Source organism: Gordonia iterans (assembly GCF_002993285.1).
In the GTDB taxonomy this organism is placed as follows: domain Bacteria; phylum Actinomycetota; class Actinomycetes; order Mycobacteriales; family Mycobacteriaceae; genus Gordonia; species Gordonia iterans.
This window is the reverse complement of sequence record NZ_CP027433.1, coordinates 2,255,996-2,276,936: the sequence shown is the minus strand read 5'-3', so window position 1 is coordinate 2,276,936 and position 20,941 is coordinate 2,255,996. Positions and strand designations below refer to the sequence as shown.

At 70.0% G+C, this 20,941-nt stretch carries 20 protein-coding genes and 1 riboswitch; of the genes, 1 reads left to right on the top strand and 19 read right to left on the bottom strand.

The genetic code is table 11. The annotated features are described in order from the left end of the window. Positions 1 to 78: 78 nt before the first annotated feature. The 8 genes from C6V83_RS10435 to C6V83_RS10400 form a co-directional block, all read right to left on the bottom strand. Positions 79 to 1,122 (bottom strand): gluconeogenesis factor YvcK family protein, encoded by a 1,044-nt coding sequence (locus C6V83_RS10435; protein ID WP_105942341.1) that lies wholly within the window; start codon positions 1,120 to 1,122, stop codon positions 79 to 81. Continuing rightward, complete coding sequence (rapZ, locus tag C6V83_RS10430) at positions 1,119 to 2,018, bottom strand: RNase adapter RapZ (RefSeq protein WP_105942340.1); 900 nt, start codon at positions 2,016 to 2,018, stop codon at positions 1,119 to 1,121. The genes C6V83_RS10435 and rapZ overlap by 4 nt, the downstream gene beginning before the upstream one ends. Next, on the bottom strand, positions 2,015 to 4,087 hold the full coding sequence (gene uvrC, locus C6V83_RS10425; protein ID WP_105942339.1) for an excinuclease ABC subunit UvrC: 2,073 nt from the start codon (positions 4,085 to 4,087) through the stop codon (positions 2,015 to 2,017). The genes rapZ and uvrC overlap by 4 nt, the downstream gene beginning before the upstream one ends. Before the next feature lie 74 nt (positions 4,088 to 4,161). Next, on the bottom strand, positions 4,162 to 5,676 hold the full coding sequence (locus tag C6V83_RS10420) for a bifunctional phosphatase PAP2/diacylglycerol kinase family protein (RefSeq protein ID WP_105942338.1): 1,515 nt from the start codon (positions 5,674 to 5,676) through the stop codon (positions 4,162 to 4,164). 74 nt (positions 5,677 to 5,750) lie between these two features. Next, positions 5,751 to 6,257, bottom strand: a complete 507-nt coding sequence (locus C6V83_RS10415) for a PH domain-containing protein (RefSeq protein ID WP_105942337.1) — start codon at positions 6,255 to 6,257, stop codon at positions 5,751 to 5,753. After that, positions 6,254 to 6,730, bottom strand: a complete 477-nt coding sequence (gene ribH, locus C6V83_RS10410) for a 6,7-dimethyl-8-ribityllumazine synthase (protein WP_105942336.1) — start codon at positions 6,728 to 6,730, stop codon at positions 6,254 to 6,256. The genes C6V83_RS10415 and ribH overlap by 4 nt, the downstream gene beginning before the upstream one ends. Next, positions 6,727 to 8,013, bottom strand: a complete 1,287-nt coding sequence (locus C6V83_RS10405; protein WP_105943864.1) for a bifunctional 3,4-dihydroxy-2-butanone-4-phosphate synthase/GTP cyclohydrolase II — start codon at positions 8,011 to 8,013, stop codon at positions 6,727 to 6,729. Before C6V83_RS10405 ends, ribH begins: the two co-directional genes overlap by 4 nt. A 4-nt stretch (positions 8,014 to 8,017) precedes the next feature. Next, the gene (locus tag C6V83_RS10400) at positions 8,018 to 8,644 is read right to left on the bottom strand and encodes a riboflavin synthase (RefSeq protein ID WP_105942335.1); all 627 of its coding nucleotides are present in this window, start codon (positions 8,642 to 8,644) and stop codon (positions 8,018 to 8,020) included. 75 nt (positions 8,645 to 8,719) lie between these two features. Then, positions 8,720 to 8,883, bottom strand: a riboswitch (FMN riboswitch). 124 nt (positions 8,884 to 9,007) lie between these two features. Here C6V83_RS10400 and C6V83_RS10395 point away from each other — a divergent pair. Next, positions 9,008 to 9,277, top strand: coding sequence for a LapA family protein (locus C6V83_RS10395; RefSeq protein ID WP_234353679.1), 270 nt, complete (start codon positions 9,008 to 9,010; stop codon positions 9,275 to 9,277). A 13-nt stretch (positions 9,278 to 9,290) separates the two neighbouring features. On the opposite strand, the gene ribD is transcribed toward C6V83_RS10395, so the two are convergent. The 11 genes from ribD to mihF form a co-directional block, all read right to left on the bottom strand. Further along, positions 9,291 to 10,337, bottom strand: coding sequence for a bifunctional diaminohydroxyphosphoribosylaminopyrimidine deaminase/5-amino-6-(5-phosphoribosylamino)uracil reductase RibD (gene ribD / locus C6V83_RS10390; protein WP_234353678.1), 1,047 nt, complete (start codon positions 10,335 to 10,337; stop codon positions 9,291 to 9,293). 48 nt (positions 10,338 to 10,385) lie between these two features. Further along, positions 10,386 to 11,066, bottom strand: coding sequence for a ribulose-phosphate 3-epimerase (rpe, locus tag C6V83_RS10385; protein WP_105942334.1), 681 nt, complete (start codon positions 11,064 to 11,066; stop codon positions 10,386 to 10,388). A 113-nt stretch (positions 11,067 to 11,179) separates the two neighbouring features. Further along, the gene (locus C6V83_RS10380; protein ID WP_105942333.1) at positions 11,180 to 11,728 is read right to left on the bottom strand and encodes a hypothetical protein; all 549 of its coding nucleotides are present in this window, start codon (positions 11,726 to 11,728) and stop codon (positions 11,180 to 11,182) included. Between the two features lie 746 nt (positions 11,729 to 12,474). Further along, on the bottom strand, positions 12,475 to 13,890 hold the full coding sequence (locus C6V83_RS10370) for an RsmB/NOP family class I SAM-dependent RNA methyltransferase (RefSeq protein ID WP_105942332.1): 1,416 nt from the start codon (positions 13,888 to 13,890) through the stop codon (positions 12,475 to 12,477). Further along, on the bottom strand, positions 13,887 to 14,840 hold the full coding sequence (gene fmt, locus C6V83_RS10365) for a methionyl-tRNA formyltransferase (protein ID WP_105942331.1): 954 nt from the start codon (positions 14,838 to 14,840) through the stop codon (positions 13,887 to 13,889). Before fmt ends, C6V83_RS10370 begins: the two co-directional genes overlap by 4 nt. A 1-nt stretch (position 14,841) precedes the next feature. After that, positions 14,842 to 16,872: a primosomal protein N' gene (locus C6V83_RS10360; RefSeq protein WP_448223779.1), complete on the bottom strand. Its 2,031-nt coding sequence runs from the start codon at positions 16,870 to 16,872 to the stop codon at positions 14,842 to 14,844. A gap of 160 nt (positions 16,873 to 17,032) precedes the next feature. Continuing rightward, positions 17,033 to 18,250: a methionine adenosyltransferase gene (metK, locus tag C6V83_RS10355; RefSeq protein ID WP_105942329.1), complete on the bottom strand. Its 1,218-nt coding sequence runs from the start codon at positions 18,248 to 18,250 to the stop codon at positions 17,033 to 17,035. 88 nt (positions 18,251 to 18,338) lie between these two features. Beyond that, positions 18,339 to 19,586, bottom strand: a complete 1,248-nt coding sequence (gene coaBC, locus C6V83_RS10350) for a bifunctional phosphopantothenoylcysteine decarboxylase/phosphopantothenate--cysteine ligase CoaBC (RefSeq protein ID WP_105942328.1) — start codon at positions 19,584 to 19,586, stop codon at positions 18,339 to 18,341. A 9-nt stretch (positions 19,587 to 19,595) separates the two neighbouring features. Further along, positions 19,596 to 19,892 carry a DNA-directed RNA polymerase subunit omega gene (gene rpoZ / locus C6V83_RS10345; RefSeq protein WP_105942327.1) on the bottom strand — a complete coding sequence of 99 codons (297 nt, stop codon included), beginning with the start codon at positions 19,890 to 19,892 and terminating at the stop codon, positions 19,596 to 19,598. Between the two features lie 85 nt (positions 19,893 to 19,977). Beyond that, positions 19,978 to 20,556, bottom strand: coding sequence for a guanylate kinase (gene gmk, locus C6V83_RS10340; RefSeq protein WP_105942326.1), 579 nt, complete (start codon positions 20,554 to 20,556; stop codon positions 19,978 to 19,980). Positions 20,557 to 20,558: 2 nt separating this feature from the next. Next, positions 20,559 to 20,873 (bottom strand): integration host factor, actinobacterial type, encoded by a 315-nt coding sequence (mihF, locus tag C6V83_RS10335; RefSeq protein ID WP_105942325.1) that lies wholly within the window; start codon positions 20,871 to 20,873, stop codon positions 20,559 to 20,561. Positions 20,874 to 20,941 lie beyond the last annotated feature (68 nt).

Here is a 20,941-nt window from a genome sequence, read left to right as displayed (position 1 = left end):
CACGTTCCCGCGCCCGTCACGATCGCCGTCTCGCGACCGGCGCAGGGCGGGCACCACCTGTTCCACGTTACCGCGAGGTCAGGTACTGCCCGAATCTGCCAGAAGGCGGTCCACCGTCACCGCGGACTTCAGCGGATCGTGGACGTTCTGGCCCGGCACCGCCAGGTCTGCGACGCGCAGTCGGGCGCCGAACTGGCGGGCCGTGCGCTCCAGATGCTCGCGCTCGCGGCCCGCGGGCACCGACGGCGCATCGACGACGATGTCGTCGACCTGCAGCGAGTCCGCATGAGCCGCCAGCACATGCAGGTGCCGTTCGACGGAGAAGCCGGTGGTCTCCCCCGGTTCGTTCGCCAGGTTCACGAACAGGATCTTGCGGGCCGCGGTCTCCCGCAGCGCAGTCAGCTGTTCCGGGACCAGCACGTGGGGGATCACGCTGGAGAACCAGGAACCGGGCCCGAGCGTCACCACGTCGGCAGCCTGGATCGCTTCCACGGCTTCCCGGCACGGGGCCGGCGCCGGCGGGGTGACCCGCACCCGCCGAACCACTCCGGGCGTCGTGGCCACCGCCACCTGCCCCCGGATCACCCGGCCGAGACGCGGATCCTCCTCCAGTCCGGTGACGTCGGCCTCGATCACCAGCGGCTCGGTCGCCATCGGGAGCACGCGGCCGTCGATCCCGAACAATTCCACCAGCGAGTCCAGCGCTCCGACCAGATCGTCGGTGAATTCGTCGACCCCGGCGAGGAGCAGGTTGCCCACCGGATGTCCGGCCAGCGCGCCGCTTCCGCCGAACCGGTGCTGCAGGATCGCCGCCCAGCGGGAGTGCCGCTGGGCGGCGGCGGGGTCCGTGGCGGCGAGGTCGTCGAGCGCGGCCGGCGCCGACATGAGGGCGGCCAGCGCCATCCGCAGGTCGCCGGGCGGGATCCGGTCGAGTTCGCGGCGCAACCGGCCGGACGAGCCGCCGTCGTCGGCGACCGTGACCACGGCGGTCACCGCGGGAGTCAGATACCGCAGGGCGGTGAGCGTGTTGTAGAGCCCGTGACCGCCGCCCAGCGCCACGGCCTTCAGACCGTCGTGCTTCAGACTGCTGTGCCGCAGGTCCGCGGGCGGCGGCGCGCTCATTCGCGCCCCAGATCGCGGTGCGTGGACTGCACCTCGTACCGGGGGCGCCCGTCGTCATCGGTCTCCGCGGCCAGCCGTCGTTTCAGTTCCTCGGTCATCGCCACGCTGCGGTGTTTGCCGCCCGTGCATCCGATGCCGATCGTCATGTAGCCCTTGCCTTCTCGCAGGTAGCCCCGGGCCACGATGTCGACGAGCTCGACGTACCGGCGCAGGTACTCCGAGGCGTCCGGCTGGCCGAGCACGTAGTCGCGCACCGGTGCCTCTCGGCCGTTGTGATCGCGCAATTCGGGAATCCAGTACGGATTCGGCAGAAAGCGGACGTCGGCGACCAAGTCGCAGTCGATCGGCAGACCGTACTTGAAACCGAACGACTGCACCGCGATCGTGAGGCCCTGCCCCGTCTTGGAGGGGAACGCGTTGGCCACCATGCTGCGCAGCCGGGTCGCGGACAGATCCGACGTGTCGATCACGGTTTCGGCGTCGGCGCGCACGCCCGCGAGCATTTCGCGCTCGGCGTCGATCCCCTCCGAGAGGGTGCCGCTGCCCTGGAGTGGATGCCTGCGCCGCACCTGTTCGAACCGGCGGATCAGCACCGGGTCGGAGGCGTCGACGAAGAGCAGGTTGGTGTGGGCACCGCCGTCGGCCAGGTCGCCGCGCAGCTGCGCGAGATCCTCGGCGAAGGTGGGCCCGGTCGGGCGGACCACCATGGCGATCTTCTGCGCGCCGAGCTCACTGGTGCGCACGCCGTCGACCACCTGAGCGATCACCGACACCGGGACATTGTCGGCGACGTACCAGCCGTCGTCCTCCAGGACGTTGGCGACCGAGGTCCGGCCCGCGCCGGACATGCCGGTGACGAACAAGACGGTGGTGGTCGCCCCCTCGGGATCGGTCACTGTGCAGTCCTCTCTGTACTGGTCGGTCCCGCCGCGGAGACCGCCTCGAGTCCGGCGTCCGGGTGCAGTGCCTCGTAGACGCTGCGCGCCGTGGTGATGCCGATACCCGGAACTTCGGCGATCTCATCGATCCCGGCCTGCTTGAGCCGTGCCACCGAGCCGAAGTGCGTCACCAGCGCGGTGCGCCGGGTCGCGCCCAAACCCGCGATGCCGTCGAGCGCGGACGCCGTCATCCGCTTGCTGCGTTTGGAGCGATGGAAGCCGATCGCGAAGCGGTGCGCCTCGTCCCGTACGCGCTGCAGCAGGAAGAGCGCCTCTGAATTGCGTGGCAGGATCACCGGATCATCGTCGCCCGGAATCCAGACTTCTTCCAGTCGTTTGGCCAGACCGATCACGGTCACGTCGGTGACCCCTAACTCGTCCAGGACTGCGGCCGCGGCGTGGACCTGCGGCTGACCGCCGTCCACGACGAACAGATTCGGCGGATAGGCGAATCTCCGGGGCCGTCCGGTGCTCGGATCGATCGCCGCCTCGGGTGCGAGGTCCCCCCCGTTCTCGTCCGCCGGGGTCTCGACTCCGCTCGACCGGCGTGGCTCTCCGCTCGACCGGCGTGGCTCTCCGCTCGAGCAGCGTGGATCTTCGCTCGACGGGCGCAGATCGTCCTGGCGGTGCCGCACGAAGCGGCGACGGGTCACCTCGGCGATCGAGGCGACGTCGTCGCTGCGCCCGTCTCCGGCCGCCTCCTTGATCGAGTAGTGCCGGTAATCGGATTTGCGGGGCAGCCCGTCCTCGAACACGACGAGCGAGGCGACCACGTCGGTGCCCTGCACGTGGGAGATGTCGATGCACTCGATGCGCAGCGGGGCGTCGTCCATGCCGAGTGCCTCCTGCAGCTCGGTGAGCGCCGCCGACCGCGTCGTCAGGTCACCGGCCCGTTTGAGCTTGTGCCGGGTCAGCGCTTCCCCTGCGTTGCGCTCGACCGTCTCGGCAAGCGCCCGCTTGTCGCCACGTCGCGGGACCCGCAGCGAAACGCGGCTGCCCCTCCGCTCGGAGAGCCAGGCGCCCAGTTCCTCGGCGTCGTCGGGCAGCTCGGGCACCAGGACTTCGCGGGGAATGCCCGAACTCATCTCGGACTCGTCGCCGTAGAACTGAAGCAGGAAGGTGCCGACCTGGTCGCCGAGCGCGGCGTTCTCCTGCACCTCGACCACCCACCCGCGCTCGCCGCGCACCCGGCCGTCACGCACGTGGAAGACCGCCACCGACGTCTCCAACTCGTCGCCCACCATGGCGATCACGTCGGCATCCGTGCCGTCGCCGAGCACCACGGCCTGCTTCTCCATCGCCCGCCGCAGGGCGGAGAGATCGTCGCGGAGCCGCGCGGCCCGCTCGAAGTCCAGATCTTCTGCGGCGACGGTCATCTCGCGCTCGAGACGGCGCATCAGCGAATCGGTCTTCCCGGCCAGGAAGTCGCAGAAGTCCTCGGCGATCTCGCGATGCTCCGAGGCGCTCACCCGGTCGATGCACGGCGCGGCGCATTTGTCGATGTAGCCGAGCAGACAGGGCCGGCCCATCTGCGCGTTGCGGCGGAAGACGCCGTTGGAGCAGGTGCGCACCGGGAACACGCGCGTGAGCAGGTCGACCGTCTCCCGAATCGCCCACGCGTGCGCGTACGGCCCGAAGTACCGCACGCCGGGCTTGCGGGCACCGCGATAGACGAAGACGCGCGGGTACTCCTCGTTCATGGTGACGGCCAGCATCGGAAAACTCTTGTCGTCCCGGTACCGGACGTTGAACCGCGGATCGAACTCTTTGATCCAGTTGTATTCGAGCTGCAGGGCCTCCACCTCGGTGCCCACGACGGTCCATTCGACCGCAGCGGCGGTGGTCACCATCTGCCGGGTCCTCGGATGCAGACCGGACAGGTCGGCGAAGTACGACGTCAGACGCGAACGCAGGTTCTTCGCCTTGCCGACATAGACCACCCGCCCGTGCGCGTCCCGGAACTTGTAGACGCCGGGAGCGGTCGGAATCGTGCCCGGTGCCGGGCGGTAGGTCGTCGGATCGGCCACGTGATCCAGCCTAGCCGTCGGCACCGACACGGGCCTCCGCCACCGAACGGCCCGGAGCCGACTCGGCGCTGGGCTCAGGCCCGGCCGACGACGCTGGTGCCGTAGACCTTCAGCGCCCGGTAGCCCAGGCGGTACGACGCGGAGGTCATCTCGTCACCGGCCTCACCGTCGTGGGCGACACGGATCGGGGTCGCCGATTCGATCTCGAAGGCGGGCACCTGTGCCTCCTGGTACAGGCGCGACGCCTTGATCCGGCCGGAGACCAGCGAGGCCGCCAGCCGGAGGGTCTCGAATCGGTGCCCGGTCTCCAGAAACCGGACGTCGATCAGGCCGTCGTCGAGCCGCGTACGCCGACCGGGGAAGAAGCCGGCTGTGCCGTACATGCCGTTGCCCAGAAAGAAGAACAGCGTCTCGACCTTCTCCCCGTTCACCGTCACGGTGACGGGCTCACTGTGACGCAGCACGTACAGCCCTGCCCGCAGCGTCGCGATCGGACGGCTCGCGCTGTGCTGGAAGCGCTCTCGGGCTTTCACGTACTCCGGGTAGGCGCCGATGCTCGAGGTGTTCAGGATCAGCTGGTCGTCGTTCAGCCAGAGGACGTCGACGCGGGTGACCGCACCGGCCTTGACCGAGGCGACCGTGCCCGAGACCTTCTCCGAGCCGATGTCCTTGGCGAAGTGATTGAAGGTCCCCGCAGGGAACACCGCGAGCGGAAGGTCGGCCTTGATCGCCTGCTCGGCGACGGTCGAGACGGTGCCGTCCCCGCCGGCCACACCCAGCACCTCCGCACGCCCGGCCGCCTCGCGCGCAGTCGCGGCGATGTCCTCGACCTGGGACAGGTCGACGATCTCTGCGCCGGGCAGTTCCCGCTCGATCTCGGCCTGCACGCGCTCGCCGGTGCCGTCGCCGGACGCCGGATTCACCAGGATCACCATCCCCTCACCGTGCGGGCGCGGCGGCTGAGGCACGGTACTGGGCGGCGGCACGACGATCGCGTGATCGTCGACCGGCGGAACGATCTGCGCACCCAGCACGGCCAGGCCCGCCCCCAGCGCGAAGCCGCCCAGCACGTCGCCCGGATAATGTGCGCCGGTCGCGACGCGAGACAGTCCGACCAGACCGGCGAGCCCGGCCAGTGCGTAGCCCATCGGACGGTTCTCGACGGCCACACCCATCGCGAAGGCCGCAGCGCTGGCCGAGTGACCGGACGGGAAGGAGCTCGACGTCGGTTGCCGCCGCAGGCGCATCAGGTTGACCCGGGCGGTGTCGGGACGCCGCCGCGGGTGCAGCCGCTTGCTCACCTGATTGGCGATCAGGCTCGCCGCACCGAGCGTGGCGACTCCCCTGACGGCACCCCGCTGCAACGACGTCTCGCCGGACAGGCCGAGGGCCGCCGCGATCGCGAACCACAGCTTGCCGTGGTCGGCGGCGGCCGACAGCGGCTTCATCGTCTCGTCGAGCAGCGTGCTCGGCGAGCCCGCCACCGCGTCGAAGAGTCTGATGTCGAGCTCGGACAGCCCCGCAGTGAGTTCCTGCATGGTCCGTTCGACGGTGTTCGGGCGGGCTCGGCGGGGAAGGAAGCGAGTCATCCTCCGACCGTATCGCCGGAGGAGTCCGCGCACCCGCCCAAATCGTGACAGTCAGGGGGCAGATTCTGTCCGTGTCAGGCGGATCGGTCGTTCCGCGGGCCCCGGTCGCCGACCGTGTACTTCTCCTGGACCTGCCGGAATCTCCGCATCGCCGTCACCGCCGCATCGCCGTCGCGCGCCTGGATCGCCATCACCGGGATGTGCTCGTCGTACGGGAACAGCAACCGAGCCCACTGGGCCTTGTCCGGGTAGTCCATCCCGACGACGTCGTCCCAGCCGTAGACCCGTTCGGTCACCAGGTTGAGGACGCCGACGCCCTGCGGGCCGACTCGGATCCGCGGTCGGACCAGCAGCAGAAGCGCACCGCAGATCACCAGGCCGACGCCGATCAGCGACAGCTTGTCCGCCCAGTCGATGTTCACCCCGGTGTACGAATAGTCGAGGAGCAGGCCGAAGGTCACGTGGATCGCGATGACGACGACGATCGCGATCGCCACCAGTCTCCGTACCGCCTTGGGCCGGTACTCGTACTCCCAGTCGCCGGCGCCGTCCGACGGCGGTGTCGCGTCGGTCGGGCTCATGGCGCGGAGAGTTCCCGCAGCACCAGGGCGGAGGCCAGCGCCGCTGTCATGGCCTGTGCGCCCTTGTCTTCCGACGAACCAGGCAGTCCGGAGCGATTGATCGCCTGCGCCTCGTTCAGGGTCGTCAGCACACCGTTGCCGACCGGCGTCGACTCGTCGAGCGAGACCCGGGTGAGTCCGGCCGTCACGGCGTCGCAGACGTATTCGAAGTGCGGGGTCTCGCCCTTGATCACCACGCCGAGGGCGACCACCGCGTCATGAGTCCTGGCGAGCGCCTGCGTGATCACCGGCAATTCGATGGCTCCGGCCACCCGCACCACCGTCAGATCGGTGACCCCGGCCCTCGTCGCGGCGGCGACGGCGCCGTCGAGCAGCGCCGTGCAGATCACCTCGTGCCATTGCGACGCGACGACGGCGACCTTCAGGACGCCGGCATCGGCCAGTTCCAGGGCGGGTTCGCCGTGACCGCTCATGCGTTCGCTCCGTCGCTCGTCGCGGTCGCCACCGTCTCGTCGAGACCGGTGAGGTCGTGCCCCATCCGGTCGCGCTTGGTCTGCAGGTAGCGGAGATTCTCTTTGTTGGCGCGCACCGGCATCGGGACGCGGTCGACGATCTGCAGTCCGTAACCGTCGAGCCCGACGCGCTTGGCCGGGTTGTTCGTCAGCAGACGCATCGAGCGGATCCCGAGGTCGACCAGGATCTGCGCCCCGATCCCGTAATCGCGAGCGTCGGCGGGCAGCCCGAGCTCGAGGTTGGCGTCGACGGTGTCGGCGCCGGCGTCCTGCAACTGGTAGGCCTGCAGCTTGTGAAGCAATCCGATGCCGCGCCCCTCGTGACCGCGCATGTAGAGCACCACGCCGCGGCCCTCTTTCGCCACCGCCTCCAGCGCCGCGTGCAGCTGCGGGCCGCAGTCGCAGCGGAGCGAACCGAACACGTCTCCGGTGAGGCACTCGGAGTGCACGCGGACCAGCACGTCTTCGCCTTTGCCGCCGTCACCGAGGACGTCGCCTTTGACCAGTGCGACGTGCTCGACGTCGTCGTACGGACTCGAGTAGCCGACGGCGGTGAAGTCGCCGTACTCGGTCGGGATTCGTGCCTCGGCGACCCGGACGACGTGCTTCTCGTTGCGGCGACGCCAGGCGATGAGGTCGGCGATGGAGATCATGGACAGTTGATGCTCGTCGGCGAAGACACGCAGCTCGTCGGTGCGCGCCATCTCGCCCTCGTCCTTCTGGCTGACGATCTCGCAGATGACGCCCGCCGGGCGCAGTCCGGCGAGTCGCGCCAGGTCGACGGCGGCTTCGGTGTGTCCGGGCCGCCGCAGGACGCCGCCCTCCTTGGCGCGCAGCGGCACCACGTGTCCGGGGCGGGTGAAGTCGTGCGCCTGGGCCGTGGGCTCGGCGAGCTTGAGGATGGTCGTGGCGCGGTCGGCGGCGCTGATACCGGTGCCGACCCCTTCCCGCGCGTCGACCGTCACCGTGTACGCCGTGCCGTGCTTGTCCTGGTTGACCGAGTACATCGGCGGCAGCCCGAGCCGATCGCAGTCGGGGCTCTCGAGCGGGACGCAGATATAGCCGGACGTGTAGCGCACCATGAATGCCACCAGCTCCGGTGTCGCCTTCTCGGCGGCGAAGATCAGGTCGCCCTCGTTCTCGCGGTCCTCGTCGTCGACGACCACGACGGCCTTGCCCGCCGCGATGTCGGCGAGTGCCCGTTCGACGCTGTCCAGCGTCACCTTCGGTGTCTCGTCACTCATGAAGTCACTCGCCTCTCGGATTTCCGGCGGCGGACGCACTCGTCAGCCGCTCTACATACTTCGCGATCACGTCGACCTCCAGGTTCACCGGGTCCCCCGCCTGGGCCAGACCGAGAATCGTCTCGGCGAGCGTGGTCGGGATCAGCGAGACCTCGAGCCAGTGCCGACCCGCGTCGGCACCGACGGCCGAGACCGTCAGCGAGGTTCCGTCGATCGTGATCGACCCCTTCTCGACCACGTACTTCGCCAATTCTTCGGGAACGCCGACGCGCACGACGGTCCAGTTCTCTGTCGGCGAGACGGCCAGAATACGTCCCACCCCGTCGACGTGACCTTGCACGATGTGCCCGCCGAACCTGCCGCCGGCCGCCATCGCGCGCTCCAGGTTCACCGGCGCGCCAGGCTCCAGCCGACCGAGCGAACTGCGCTGCAGGGTCTCATCCATCACGTCCACCGCGAACACGTCGTCGTCCAGTTCGACGACGGTCAGACATACGCCGTTCACCGCGATCGAATCGCCGAACGACGCGTCACTGGTGACCAGGCGGCCGCGGATCCGCAGGCGCGCGGCGCGATCGAGATCGTCCCGCGCGACGATCTCGCCGCGTTCCTCAACGATTCCGGTGAACACCGTGTCTCCTCCACCCTGTCGTGCACCGGGTCCGGTGCGCGCTCGGGGAGGACAGACCGCGGCCGGCTGCCGCGTCGTCGTTCTCTCGTATCCGGACTCTGACCGTCGGCCCCGGAATCTCACCGGAGTCTGCTGACCCCGCACACAGCGGGCGCTCGCGGGCTCGAATCCCGCCCGGCCTGCGCCGAGCGGAGTCCATCACCGCCGGTGGGGACTTTCACCCCGCCCCGAGAACTCGCCTTCGAAACTATCACGGCGGCAGGTGGCCGCGCCTTCGGCACCCGCGCTGTCCTGCGGTGTTAGATGGACCCAGACCGCGCGGAAACCCCTCTCGCGCGTCCCACCGACTCTCTGGGGGAGAACATGACGACCAACCCGCCCAACGTTCCCGGATCGCACTCACCCGTGCAGAAGAGCGCCGGCCGCGACGTGCTGTCCTTCGTCAAACGCTTCTGGCTGCCGATCGTCCTGCTCATCCTGGCGATCATCTTCATCGCGACGAACACCAACAGCTACGACTTCACCATCGGGTGGATCCATGTGAACGCACCGGTGTGGCTGATGACGGTGATCCTCGTCCTCGTCGGCTTCATCATCGGCTGGTTCGTCGGCCGGCGCGGCAAGAACGACTGAGGCCGCTGAGTCGTCAGGCCCGGCTCGGCACCAGGGTGACGAGGAGGTCGTCGCCGAGCGCCATGAACGACTCGCGCCGGAAGCGATGCGCCTTGGCGAGCGTCGTGACGTTGCCGTCCACCACCGCCGGCACCCCGTCGCCGAGCACGGTCGGTGCGAGGTACCACTGGATCTCGTCGACCAGGCCGGCGACCAGAAACGCGCCGACCACACCGGGGCCGCCTTCGACGAGAATCCAGGAGGCGTCCGGCACGGCGGCGAACACGTCCACCGGATCGTAGGAGCGCACCTGTATCAGCGGCGCGGTGCCGTCGCGCAGCTTCGCGTCCGGCGGCAGATCCCGCTGGCCGACCACGACCCGCGTCGGCTGGTGCGGGTACAGCGTCCCGTCGGAGCGGCGCGCGGTGAGCGACGGATCGTCGGCCAGGGCGGTTCCGGTGCCCACCACGACCGCGTCGATCCTGGCGCGCTGCGCGTGGGCGTGGGCACGCGCGTCCGGGCCGGTGATCCACCGGCTGGTGCCGTCCGGTGCGGCGATCCGGCCGTCGATGGACGAGGCGATCTTGACGGTCACCAACGGGCGACCGTGCTGCTGCCGGAACAGCCACGGCCGCAGCGGTCCCCACCGCACGTCGGCCTCCAGCACGCCGCCCACGGCGGGCACGCCGCCCGCGGTCAGGATCGACGCTCCTCCTCCGGCCTGCGGGTTCGGATCCGCCACTCCGTAGAACACACGGGCCACGCCGGCCTCCAGGAGTGCCTGCGTGCAGGGTCCGGTCCGTCCGGTGTGCGCGCAGGGTTCCAAGGTGACCACCGCGGTGCCGCCGCGCGCCGCCGCCCCGGCCGCCCGCAGCGCCATCACCTCGGCGTGGGGTCCGCCGGGTGGCTGTGTGTGTCCGATGCCCGCGACACCGCCGTCGGCGTCGAGGATCACCGCGCCGACGGGCGGATTGGGCGAACTGAACCCCTGCGCGGCGGCGGATGCTTCGAGGGCGAGATCCATCGCGTCTTCGACGGCATCGGTGATCTCCGGAGGTGCGGGTTCGTGGTCGGTCGTCATCGGCGGGCAGCGCGTCCTTCGGGTGCTGGTCGGCGGTTCGGCGGGTGCTCAGACGCCGGCGGACGACGCGGCGGCGGCCAGGCGGCGCAGTTCGGCGACCCGGGCGGCGGGATCGTCGCCACCGTAAACTGCCGATCCGGCGACGAAGCAGTCCACGCCCGCCTCGGCGGCCTCTTCGATGGTGCCGTTGTGGATGCCGCCGTCGATCTCGACGATCAGCGTGAGCTGCTCGGCGTCGATCACCTTGCGGAGCTCGCGAACCTTGCCGAGCACCTCCGGCATGAACGTCTGGCCGCCGAAGCCCGGTTCGACGCTCATGATCAGCAGTGTGTCGAATTCGGGCAGGATCTCCAGGTACGGGGCCAGCGCGGTGCCCGGCTTGATGCCCAGCCCGGCCCTGCCGCCGGCCGCTCGGATGTCGCGCGCCACGGAGACCGGGTCGTCGGTGGCCTCGGCGTGGAACGAGACGTTGTACGCGCCGGCTTCGGCGTACGGCGGCGCCCAGCGCCCGGGGTCGGTGATCATCAGGTGGCAGTCGAGCGGAATGTCGGTGGCCTTCAGCAGCGATTCCACTACGGGCAGACCGAGCGTGAGATTCGGGACGAAGTGGTTGTCCATGACGTCCACGTGCACCCAGTCGACGCCGGGGTCGACGTCGGACGGGCCGACGGCGGCGATCTCCGAGGCCAGGTTCGCGAAGTCGGCGGACAGGATCGAGGGCGCGATCATCGGAGCGGAGCGAGCGGGCCGGGGTGAGTCGGCGCCGGGAGCGGAGCGAGCGGGCCGTGGTGAGTCAGGACGTTGACACATGCGTGTGAGTGTATTGCCTTCTCGCGCGCCGGCTACACGTGGCCGGACACGTAGCGCGGCCGGGAGCCGACCGTGGACAGCAGCGCGTCGTGCAGCTCCGGACCGTACTCCTCCAGGCTCGGCCAGTCGACCAGCACCAGCCCGCACTCGGTGCGCGCGTACGGGGTGCTCTGGATCAGCCAGTCGCCGACGAGCGCGGTGAATCCGCACGACGGGCACTGCTCCTCGGGCTCGTCCCCGCCGTCCCACCATTCCTGCGGGTCCCAGTCGCTCAGCAGTTCGTGGCACTGCGGACACTCGGGCGGGAGGCTGTCGGAGAAGGCGCTGACCGTGGCACCGGGGCCGAGGTCGACCGAGACGTCGCTGCGCTCCTCCAGCGGCAACGGATGCCCGTCCTGGGCCGCGGAATGCGCGACGGACATGATCTCCTCCACACGCGCTTCGTCGACCGGTCCGCCGGCTTCGACCGGATCGTCGTCCGGGTCGGCGCTCAGCACCAGCCGGACCGCCTCGGTCATCTGCTGTTCCGCGACCGAACCGGAGTCGTTGAGGGAGAAGTAGAACTGGAGGAACCTGCTCACAGAAGGACCTTTCGACGGGGCTCAAGGATCTGCCTCGCTCGTTGAGCCGCCGAGGAACGAGGCGAGTCGAAACGACCTTTCGACAAGCTCAAGGAGCGGGTCGACAAGCTCAAGGAGCGGGTCAACGAGCTCAAGGGGCGGGTCGACAAGCTCAAGGAGCGGGTCAACGAGCTCAAGGGGCGGGTCGACAAGCTCACGGGGCGGACGGCCTTGCGACGAGGCTCAACGATCTGCCCCGCCCGTTGAGCCGCCGAGGAACGAGGCGAGTCGAAACGACCTTTCGACAAGCTCAAGGAGCGGGTCGACAAGCTCAAGGAGCGGGTCAACGAGCTCACGGGGCGGGTCGACAAGCTCACGGGGCGGACTGCCTTGCGACGAGGCTCAACGATCTGCCCCGCCCGTTGAGCCGCCGAGGAACGAGGCCAGTCGAAACGACCTTTCGACAAGCTCAAGGAGCGGCTCGACAAGCTCAAGGAGCAGGTCGACAAGCTCAAGGGGCGGGTCGACAAGCTCAAGGAGCGGGTCGACAAGCTCAAGAAGCTGACGGCCTTGCGACGAGGCTCAACGATCTGCCCCGCCCGTTGAGCCGCCGAGGAACGAGGCCAGTCGAAACGACCTTTCGACAAGCTCAAGGAGCGGCTCGACAAGCTCAAGGGGCGGGTCGACAAGCTCAAGGAGCGGGTCGACAAGCTCACGGGGCGAACAGCCTTGCGACGGGGCTCAAGGATCGGCATCGGTGGACACGTTCACGGGGTGACTGGATTCGGCGGGCGGCGGAGCACCGCGAGGAACATGGCGTCGGTGTCCTGGCGATGCGGCCAGAGTTGCACGTGCGGGCCCGGGCCCAGCGTCTCCGGATCGAAGACGTCACCGGAGGTGAACGGCCGGGCATCCAGCTGGGTCGCCTCCACTCCACCCGGCCCGTGCGCGGCGTCGAGCACTGCCGCGATCACCTCGGTGGTCTCCGCGGGGTGCGGAGAGCACGTCGAGTAGACGACGACGCCGCCCGGCCGGACCAGGCGCAGGGCCTCGGTCAGGAGATCGGTCTGCAGTGTCACCAACTCGGGCACTTCGGCAGGCGTCCGGCGCCAGCGCGCTTCGGGACGACGCCGCAGGGAACCCAGACCTGAGCACGGGGCGTCGACGAGAACGCGGTCGTAGCCGGGTTCCAGTCCGCTGGTCCGCCCGTCGGCGACGTGCACGTCCACCGGCAGGCCGTCGACCACCTTCTCGATCAACTGCGCGCGGTGCTCGGAGATTTCGACGGCGTCGAGGTGTGCGCCGTCGACCGCCGCCAGCGAACCCAGCAGCGCGGCCTTTCCGCCGGGACCGGCACACAGGTCGAGCCAGCGCCCGCGGTCGTCGCCGTCGAGCTCCGCCCGCGCCAGCGTCAGCGCCACCAGCTGACTGCCCTCGTCCTGCACCCCCGCGAAGCCCTCGCGGACTGCGTCGAGCTGCCCCGGGTCGCCGTCCGGCAGATACACGCAGTACGGGGAGTAGCGCCCCTCCTCGCCGCCGCTGACCAGTGCCAGTTCTTCGGCGGTGATCTGACCGGGCCGCGCCACCAGATGCACGATCGGGCGTTCGTCGTCGGCTGCCAGCGCCGCCTGCAACTCCCCCGCCGATCGACCGAGGGCCGAGAAGAACACCTCGGCGATCCAGCGCGGGTGTGCATACGTGAAGGCGAGATTGCCGATCAGATCGTCCAGAATCGACGGGGCGAGGGCGTCGATCCACTGCTGCTCGGTGCGCTGAGACACCTTGCGCAGCACCGCGTTGACGAATCCGGCCGGGCCCATGCCCTGCTCGCTGCGTACCAGGTCGACCGACGTCGACACCGCGGCGTGCGATCCGATTCTGGTGCGGAGGAGCTGATAGGCGCCCAGCCGCAGGACGTCGAGCAGGTCGCCGTCGATGTCGGCGACGGGGCGGTCTGCGGCCGCCGCGATCACCGCGTCGAGCGTGCCCTGCGTCCGCAGTGTGCCGTAGGCGAGTTCGGTGGCGAGCGCGGCGTCGCGGCCGGTGATCCGTCGCTCACGCAGCAGCTTCGGCAGCAGCAGGTTCGCGTAGGCGTCGCGCTCGCGCACCGCTCGCAGGACGTCGCGGGCGACGAGCCGGTCCTGGCCCAGTTCCTTGTCGCGGGTCTTCCGGTCGCGGCTCACGCGAAGCGCTCCTCACCGGTCAGTCGGGCACCACGCGCCCAGTCTGCGGCGGGCAGCGCCTTCTTGCCCGGCGGCTGCACCTCGCCCAGTCGGACCGCACCCGACGCGGTCCCGACGAACACCGCCCTCTTGCCAGCCGAGATCGCTCCTGCGGCAAGCGATTTCGGGTCCGACCCGTCCGGCAGCAGGGCATCGTCGGCGATCGAGACGGGCCCGACCTTGATCCGCACCTCGCCGAGACGGGTCCACGCGCCCGGAGCAGGAGTGTGCGCTCGCACCGCCCGATCGATCAGGTGCGAGGGCAGGTCCCAGCGCACCTGTGCGTCGTCGACCGTGATCTTCGGCGCGTACGACACCCCGTCGGCGTCCTGCGGGACCGGCACCAACTCGCCGGCGGCGATCCCGTCGACGACGTTCCGGGTGAACTGCGCGCCCGACTCGGCGAGGCGTACCAGGACGTCGCCCGCGGTGTCCGTGGAGCGGATCCGTTCGGTGAAGACCCCGAACACGGGTCCGGTGTCCAGCCCTGCCTCGAGCTGGAACACGCTCGCGCCGGTGACGTCGTCGCCGGCCGCGATCGCCGCCTGCACGGGCGCGGCCCCGCGCCAGGCGGGCAGCAGCGAGAAGTGGAGGTTGATCCAGCCGAGCGGCAACGCCGACAGCACTTCTGGGGGGATCAGGCCCCCGTAGGCGACCACCACCCCCAGTTCGGCCTCCCATCGCGCCAGCGCTTCGGCGACCTCGGGCTCGGACATCCGCGCCGGGGTGATCACCTCGATGGCGTGTTCGTCGGCCAGAGTGCCGACCGACGACCGGACCGTCCTGCGTCCGCGGCCCGCAGCGGTGTCTGGGCGCGTGATGACGCCCACCACCCGGTGGTCGTCGGAATCGATCAATTCCTGCAACGTCGGAACCGCCGCCTGCGGGGTACCCGCGAACACCACTCTCATGTCAACCGATGGTATTCGGGTCCACCTGGACCCGGATACCCGCGGTGTCTTCGTGACGTGCATGTCTCAGCACCTGCGCCGCGCGCAGAGCGGCGGCGAGTTCGCGGCCGTGCACGCGCTCGGTGCGCAGGAGCACTCGCTCGATCTCGCCGGCCCCCTCGAACCCGGCAGGCGGACGCACCCCCGGCGGCAGCGGCACCGGACCGAGGCGCTCGGTTCCGGTGGGCTCGTCGATCATCGCGAGGAACGCGGCCACCGCGGCCGGAGGTCCGTCCACCGACGCCATCGCGACGGCGGGCGGGAACCCGAGCTCGCGGCGCACCGCGAGCTCGTGTGCCGCGAAAGTGACCGGGTCCCAGCGGATCAGGGCCTGAACCGGGGTGAGAGCGGCATCGGCCACGATCACCACCCGTCCCCCGTCGGTGTGCGGGCAGACCAGACTCGCCACCGCCATCCAATGCTGCACGGCCTCCTCAGCCGCGCGGAGATCCTGCCTGTCGAGCTGAGCCCAGGTGTCCAGCAGCACCGCCGCCCCGTAACCGCCCACGGCCCGGGGCTGCGCTCCGGGCGTCGCCACCACCACTCGTGCGCCCTCATCGATCTCGCCGACGATCTTGTCGCCGCCGGACGTCACGACCGGGACGCCGCTGAACGCACGACCGAGCTCCTCGGCGGTGCGCCTGTCCCCGACCACCAGGGCGCGCACCGCGGTGCCACCGCAGTTCTGGCAGACGAAGCGGAGCTCCGGCCGGCCGCACCAGCGGCAGGCGAGATCGCCCCGGTCGCTCATCTGGAGAGGTCCGTGGCAGGAACGACAACGCGCATGCTCCCGGCACCGCGCACACGCGACGGAGGGAAGGTAGCCCCTCCGCGGCACGCTGAACAGCACCGGTCGTCCGTCGGCCAGTGCTCGCCGGGCCGCGTCGAAGGCGATGGCGGGGATGCGCGCCGACCGCGCCAGCGGGTCGCCCGCGATGCGACGATCCGTCTCGGAGATGCCGTCGATACGCGGCATCGCGGTCCGGACGGCCTTCCGCGGCGCGACGAGATCGCGCGCCCAGCCCGATTCGACGAGGGCCTGCGACTCCGCGGTCCGGGCGAAGCCGCCGATCACCAGGGCCGAGCTCGTCTGATGAGCGCGGAGGACGGCGACTTCACGTGGGTGCGGATACGGCGCGCGCGGCTCGTCGAGGCTGCGATCGCCGTCGTCGAACACCACGGTCAGCGCCAAGCGGTGCACGGGTGCGAAGACTGCGCTGCGCGTACCGATCACCACGCGGGCCCGGCCTCGCAGCACCTGCAGCCAACGTCGGTACCGGGCGGTGGGTCCGAGTCCGGCGGCCAGAGTGACGCACCATTCCCCCAGCAACCGGGCGCACGCGGCCTCCAGCCGGTCGAGGTCACGCTGATCCGGCACCACGATCACGACCCCGCGACCCTGCCCGGCGACGACGGCGGCGAGCTCGGCCAGACGCTCGGCGGGATCCTCGCCCGGCAGGGCCTGCCACACCACCCGCGGATGCAGCGTCTCCTCGCGCAGGGCCTCGAGGAACCCCGCGCCGCCGTCGTAGGCGTGCCACGCCGCAGGATCGGGTGCCTCGATCGGGAAGTCGGGGGCGTCGGCGGGTTCGGCCTTCTCGACCCGCGCGTGCCGGGGCGGCACCGCCAACCGCAACACGTCCGGCATGGTGCCCGCGTACCGATCGGCGACCGCACGCGCCAGTCTGGCGATCTCCGGCGTGAGGACCTGCTCCGGGGAGACCACGCGCTCGAGCCATGCGAGTCGGCCTCCGTGATCGCTCTCCGGAAGCCGCTCCAGCAGAAAGCCGTCCACCAGCCGTCCGGAGAACCGCACCCGAACGCGCACGCCGGGCTGGGCGTCCTGGTCCATCGCTTCGTCGATCAGATAATCGAACGGACGATCCAGGTGAGCCAGACCGAGCATCGGGAGCACCCGGGCAACCGGATCCCTCGGCGCGGGAAGCCGACGATGCCTGTCCTTGGCCGGGGGCTTCGCCGGGTCGGCGGCCACCGCAGAGCCGGCCGTCTCGTGCGCAACGTTCTTCGGCCCGGATGTCACATCGCGAAGCCTAGTCGAGGCCCGATGTGCCGTGAGCCCGCGTGGCGGGCAGCCGGGTCCCGGGGTCTGGACACCCCAGACCATCGGGCCTGGCTCGGCCGGCGACGAAAGGCTAGGCGAGCCCGGCGGCGGCGCGAAGCTCGGCGACGCGGTCGGTGCGCTCCCAGGGCAGGTCGACGTCGGTGCGGCCGAAGTGTCCGTAGGCGGCGGTCGGCGCGTAGATCGGGCGCAGCAGATCCAGATCGCGGACGATGGCGGCCGGACGCAGGTCGAAGACCTCGGTGATCACCTTCTGGATGGTGCCGACGTCGACCTTCTCGGTGCCGAACGTCTCGACGAACAGTCCGACCGGCGCGGCTTTGCCGATCGCATAAGCCACCTGCACCTCGATGCGCTTGGCCAGACCCGCCGCGACGGCGTTCTTGGCGACCCAGCGCATTGCGTACGCGGCGCTCCGGTCGACCTTCGAGGGGTCTTTGCCGGAGAACGCGCCGCCTCCGTGCCGGGACATCCCGCCGTAGGTGTCGACGATGATCTTGCGGCCGGTGAGGCCCGCATCGCCCATCGGGCCGCCCAGCACGAAGCTGCCCGTCGGATTGACCAGCAGGCGCGGATTCGAGGTGTCCAGCGGAGTGGGCAGGTCGAGGTCGGCGAACACCGGTTCCAGCACGTGCTTGGCGATGTCCGGGGTCAGCATGCCGGCGATGTCGATGTCGGCGGCGTGCTGAGTGGAGACCACCACGGTGTCCAGGCGCACCGGAACGTCGTCGGCGTACTCGACGGTCACCTGCGTCTTGCCGTCCGGACGCAGGTACGGCAGCGTGCCGTCCTTGCGCACCTGCGTCAAGCGGCGCGAGATCCGGTGCGCGAGCGCGATCGGCAGCGGCATCAGTTCGGGGGTCTCGTCGGTGGCGTACCCGAACATCAGGCCCTGGTCGCCGGCGCCCTGCAAGTCGATCTCGTCGGCGTGAGTTCCGGTCTGCGCCTCGTGCGACGCCGTCAGGCCCTGCGCGATCTCCGGCGACTGGGCGCCGATCGCGACGTTCACGCCGCAGGAGGCGCCGTCGAAGCCCTTGGTCGACGAGTCGTAGCCGATCTCCAGGATCTTCTCGCGCACGATGGTCGGGATGTCGGCGTAGGCCACGGTGTTGACCTCGCCCGCGACGTGCACCTGACCGGTCGTCACCAGCGTCTCGACGGCGACCTTGGCATTCGGGTCCCGCTCCAGCAGCGCATCCAGGATCGAATCGCTGATCGCGTCGCAGATCTTGTCCGGATGTCCTTCGGTGACGGACTCGCTGGTGAACAGGCGGGACGCTGACGCGGTCATCGGTTCCTCTCGGGTGCGGCGAGGTGGTCGCCGGAGTGGTTGGCAATGGAGATCGGCCAGGTCGGCGGACCTGATCGGTCAGGGGGACCTAACTATCTCGCACGACTGACGCTACTTCGTCAAGGATTCTGCTCGCCATCAAGGTCTTGGAACCGAACGGCAGCGCGGTCTCGGCTCCCTCGGAGGTGAGGATCCATCCCGCGTTGTCCTCGGTGCCGAACGCGCGGCCCTCCCCGACCGCGTTCACGACCAGCAAGTCACAGCCCTTGCGGCGCAGTTTGGCCCGGCCGTGGTCGAGCACGCCGCCGTCGGCATCGCCGGTCTCGGCGGCGAACCCGACGATGACCGTGGAGACCGGGATCACACCGTCGCGGCGCGCCTGCACCAGGCCCGCGAGGATGTCCGGATTGGTCGCCAGTTCGATGGGCGCGGGGCCCTGATCGCCCTTCTTGATTTTGGCGCCGGCCACCGCGGTGGGCCGGAAGTCGGCCACGGCGGCGGCCATGATCACCACGTCGGCGGCAGCGGCACGCTCCTGCATCTCCCGGGCCAGGTCCCGTGCGGAATCGATGTGCACGACGTCGACCGCGGCGGGCTCACCGGGCTCGCTCACCGCACCGGAGACCAGGGTCACGTGCGCACCGCGCTGCGCCGCCACGCGCGCCAGGGCGTACCCCTGCTTGCCGGAACTGTGATTTCCGAGATACCGCACCGGATCGAGTGCCTCACGGGTGCCGCCAGCGCTGATCAGCACGCGCCGACCGGCGAGGTCGTACGGGAGCGCGTCGGCACGGGTCAGCAGAAGATCGCCGAGCAGTCCGATCTCGGTGGGCTCGGGCAGCCGTCCGGCCCCGGTGTCGGCGCCGGTCAGCCGGCCCGACGCGGGGGTCGCGACGGTCGCGCCGTGGGCGCGGAGGGTCGCCACGTTCGCCTCAGTCGCCGGGTGCTCCCACATCTCCGTGTGCATCGCCGGCACGAACAGCACCGGGCAGCGCGCGGTCAGCAGGGAGGCGGTCAGCAGGTCGTCGGCGCGCCCGGCGGCCGCACGGGCCATCAGATCGGCCGTGGCCGGCGCGATCACCACCAGATCGGCTTCCCGTCCGAGAGCGACGTGCGCCACCTCGTCGACGTCGTCGAACACCTCGGTGGTGACCGGGTTGCCGGAGAGCGCTTCGAAAGTCGCGGCACCCACGAAGCGAAGCGCACTGCGGGTCGGGATCACCCGGACGTCGTGTCCCGCCTCGGTGAAGTGCCGGATGACCGAACAGACCTTGTACGCGGCGATTCCGCCGCCTACGCCGACGAGGATGCGCCGGCGCGCGAGGCCGTCACTCATGACCGGCGCTTACTCGCCTTCGGTGTGCTCGAGCAGGTCCGAGTGGATCTCGCGCAGGGCGATGGTGAGCGGCTTCTCGTGCACACCCGGCTCCACCAGGGGCCCGACGTACTCCATCAGGCCTTCGGCCAGCTGGTTGTAGTAGTCGTTGATCTGGCGAGCCCGCTTGGCCGCGTAGATCACCAGGGCGTACTTGGAGGAGGTGCGCTCGAGCAGCTCGTCGATGGGCGGATCGGTGATGCCCAGCGGGGTGTCGTAGACGGTCTCTTCGACGAGATCGACGTCGATCTCGGTTTCGGTGCTCACGCGTGTGTCTCCAAAGTTCGTTAGTCTTCCCGCCCCACCCGGGGCGAGGGAATCGGGCCGCCGCAGTGCGTTCCCCGAAGGGATGTCAGCGGCCGATCAGCAAGTTTACCAACTGGCGGGCCGAAGCGTCGACATCGTCGTTCACGACGACGTGTTGAAACTCGTCCACGGCGTCCATCTCGACCTTCGCGGTGGTCAGCCGCCGCTCGATCACGTCGGGGCTCTCAGTGCCGCGGCCGGTCAGCCGACGGACCAGCTCGTCCCAGCTCGGCGGCGCCAGGAACACCGTGATCGCCTCCGGCAGGTGTGCGCGCACCTGCCGCGCCCCGGCCAGATCCACCTCGACGAGCATGGGCGTGCCGGCGGCCAGCGCTTCGCGGACCGGCGCGGCCGGGGTGCCCGAGCGTTGCAGTCCGCCGTGGATGTCGGCCCATTCCAGCAACTCGTCGTTCTCGATCATCGTGTCGAAGTCGGCACGGGTCACGAAGCGATAGTCGCGCCCGTCGACCTCGCCCGGCCGCGGTGCGCGCGTCGTCGCCGACACCGAGAAGCGAAGATCGGGCAGCAGCTCGCGCATGCGCTGCACGACCGTCGACTTCCCGACGGCCGAGGGGCCGACCAGTACAACCAGTCGGCCCCTCGGCGGGGAATGCTCTGCGGGCACGCTCAGGAGCTGAACTTCTCGAGCAGAGCCTTGCGCTGACGCTCGCCGAGACCGCGCAGGCGGCGGGTCGGGGCGATCTCCAGCTCGGTCATGATCTCCTGCGCCTTGACCTTGCCGACCTTCGGCAGGGCCTCGAGCAGAGCCGAGACCTTCATCTTGCCGAGGATCTCGTTGTCCTCGGCGTCGGCCAGGACCTGCTTCAGGTCGGTGCCGCCGCGCTTCAGGCGCTCCTTGAGCTCAGCGCGGACACGACGTGCCTCAGCGGCCTTCTGCAGGGCTGCGGCGCGCTGCTCATCTGTCAACTGGGGAAGAGCCACGGTTCCTCCGTCTTTCCTCGGTAGCGGTTCGGTTTGGACCACCGACGCTATCTCAGCATCGGGTGGCT

Excerpts from the sequence above, each read along its gene's own strand:
- C6V83_RS10405 (WP_105943864.1), bottom strand. The coding sequence starts at position 8,013 with ATGAGTGACGAGACACCGAAGGTGACGCTGGACAGCGTCGAACGGGCA.
- C6V83_RS10415 (WP_105942337.1), bottom strand. The coding sequence starts at position 6,257 with ATGAGCCCGACCGACGCGACACCGCCGTCGGACGGCGCCGGCGACTGG.
- ribD (WP_234353678.1), bottom strand. The coding sequence starts at position 10,337 with ATGACGACCGACCACGAACCCGCACCTCCGGAGATCACCGATGCCGTC.
- rpe (WP_105942334.1), bottom strand. The coding sequence starts at position 11,066 with ATGATCGCGCCCTCGATCCTGTCCGCCGACTTCGCGAACCTGGCCTCG.
- fmt (WP_105942331.1), bottom strand. The coding sequence starts at position 14,840 with ATGAGAGTGGTGTTCGCGGGTACCCCGCAGGCGGCGGTTCCGACGTTG.
- C6V83_RS10420 (WP_105942338.1), bottom strand. The coding sequence starts at position 5,676 with ATGACTCGCTTCCTTCCCCGCCGAGCCCGCCCGAACACCGTCGAACGG.
- ribH (WP_105942336.1), bottom strand. The coding sequence starts at position 6,730 with ATGAGCGGTCACGGCGAACCCGCCCTGGAACTGGCCGATGCCGGCGTC.
- metK (WP_105942329.1), bottom strand. The coding sequence starts at position 18,250 with ATGACCGCGTCAGCGTCCCGCCTGTTCACCAGCGAGTCCGTCACCGAA.
- coaBC (WP_105942328.1), bottom strand. The coding sequence starts at position 19,586 with ATGAGTGACGGCCTCGCGCGCCGGCGCATCCTCGTCGGCGTAGGCGGC.
- C6V83_RS10435 (WP_105942341.1), bottom strand. The coding sequence starts at position 1,122 with ATGAGCGCGCCGCCGCCCGCGGACCTGCGGCACAGCAGTCTGAAGCAC.
- C6V83_RS10395 (WP_234353679.1), top strand. The coding sequence starts at position 9,008 with ATGACGACCAACCCGCCCAACGTTCCCGGATCGCACTCACCCGTGCAG.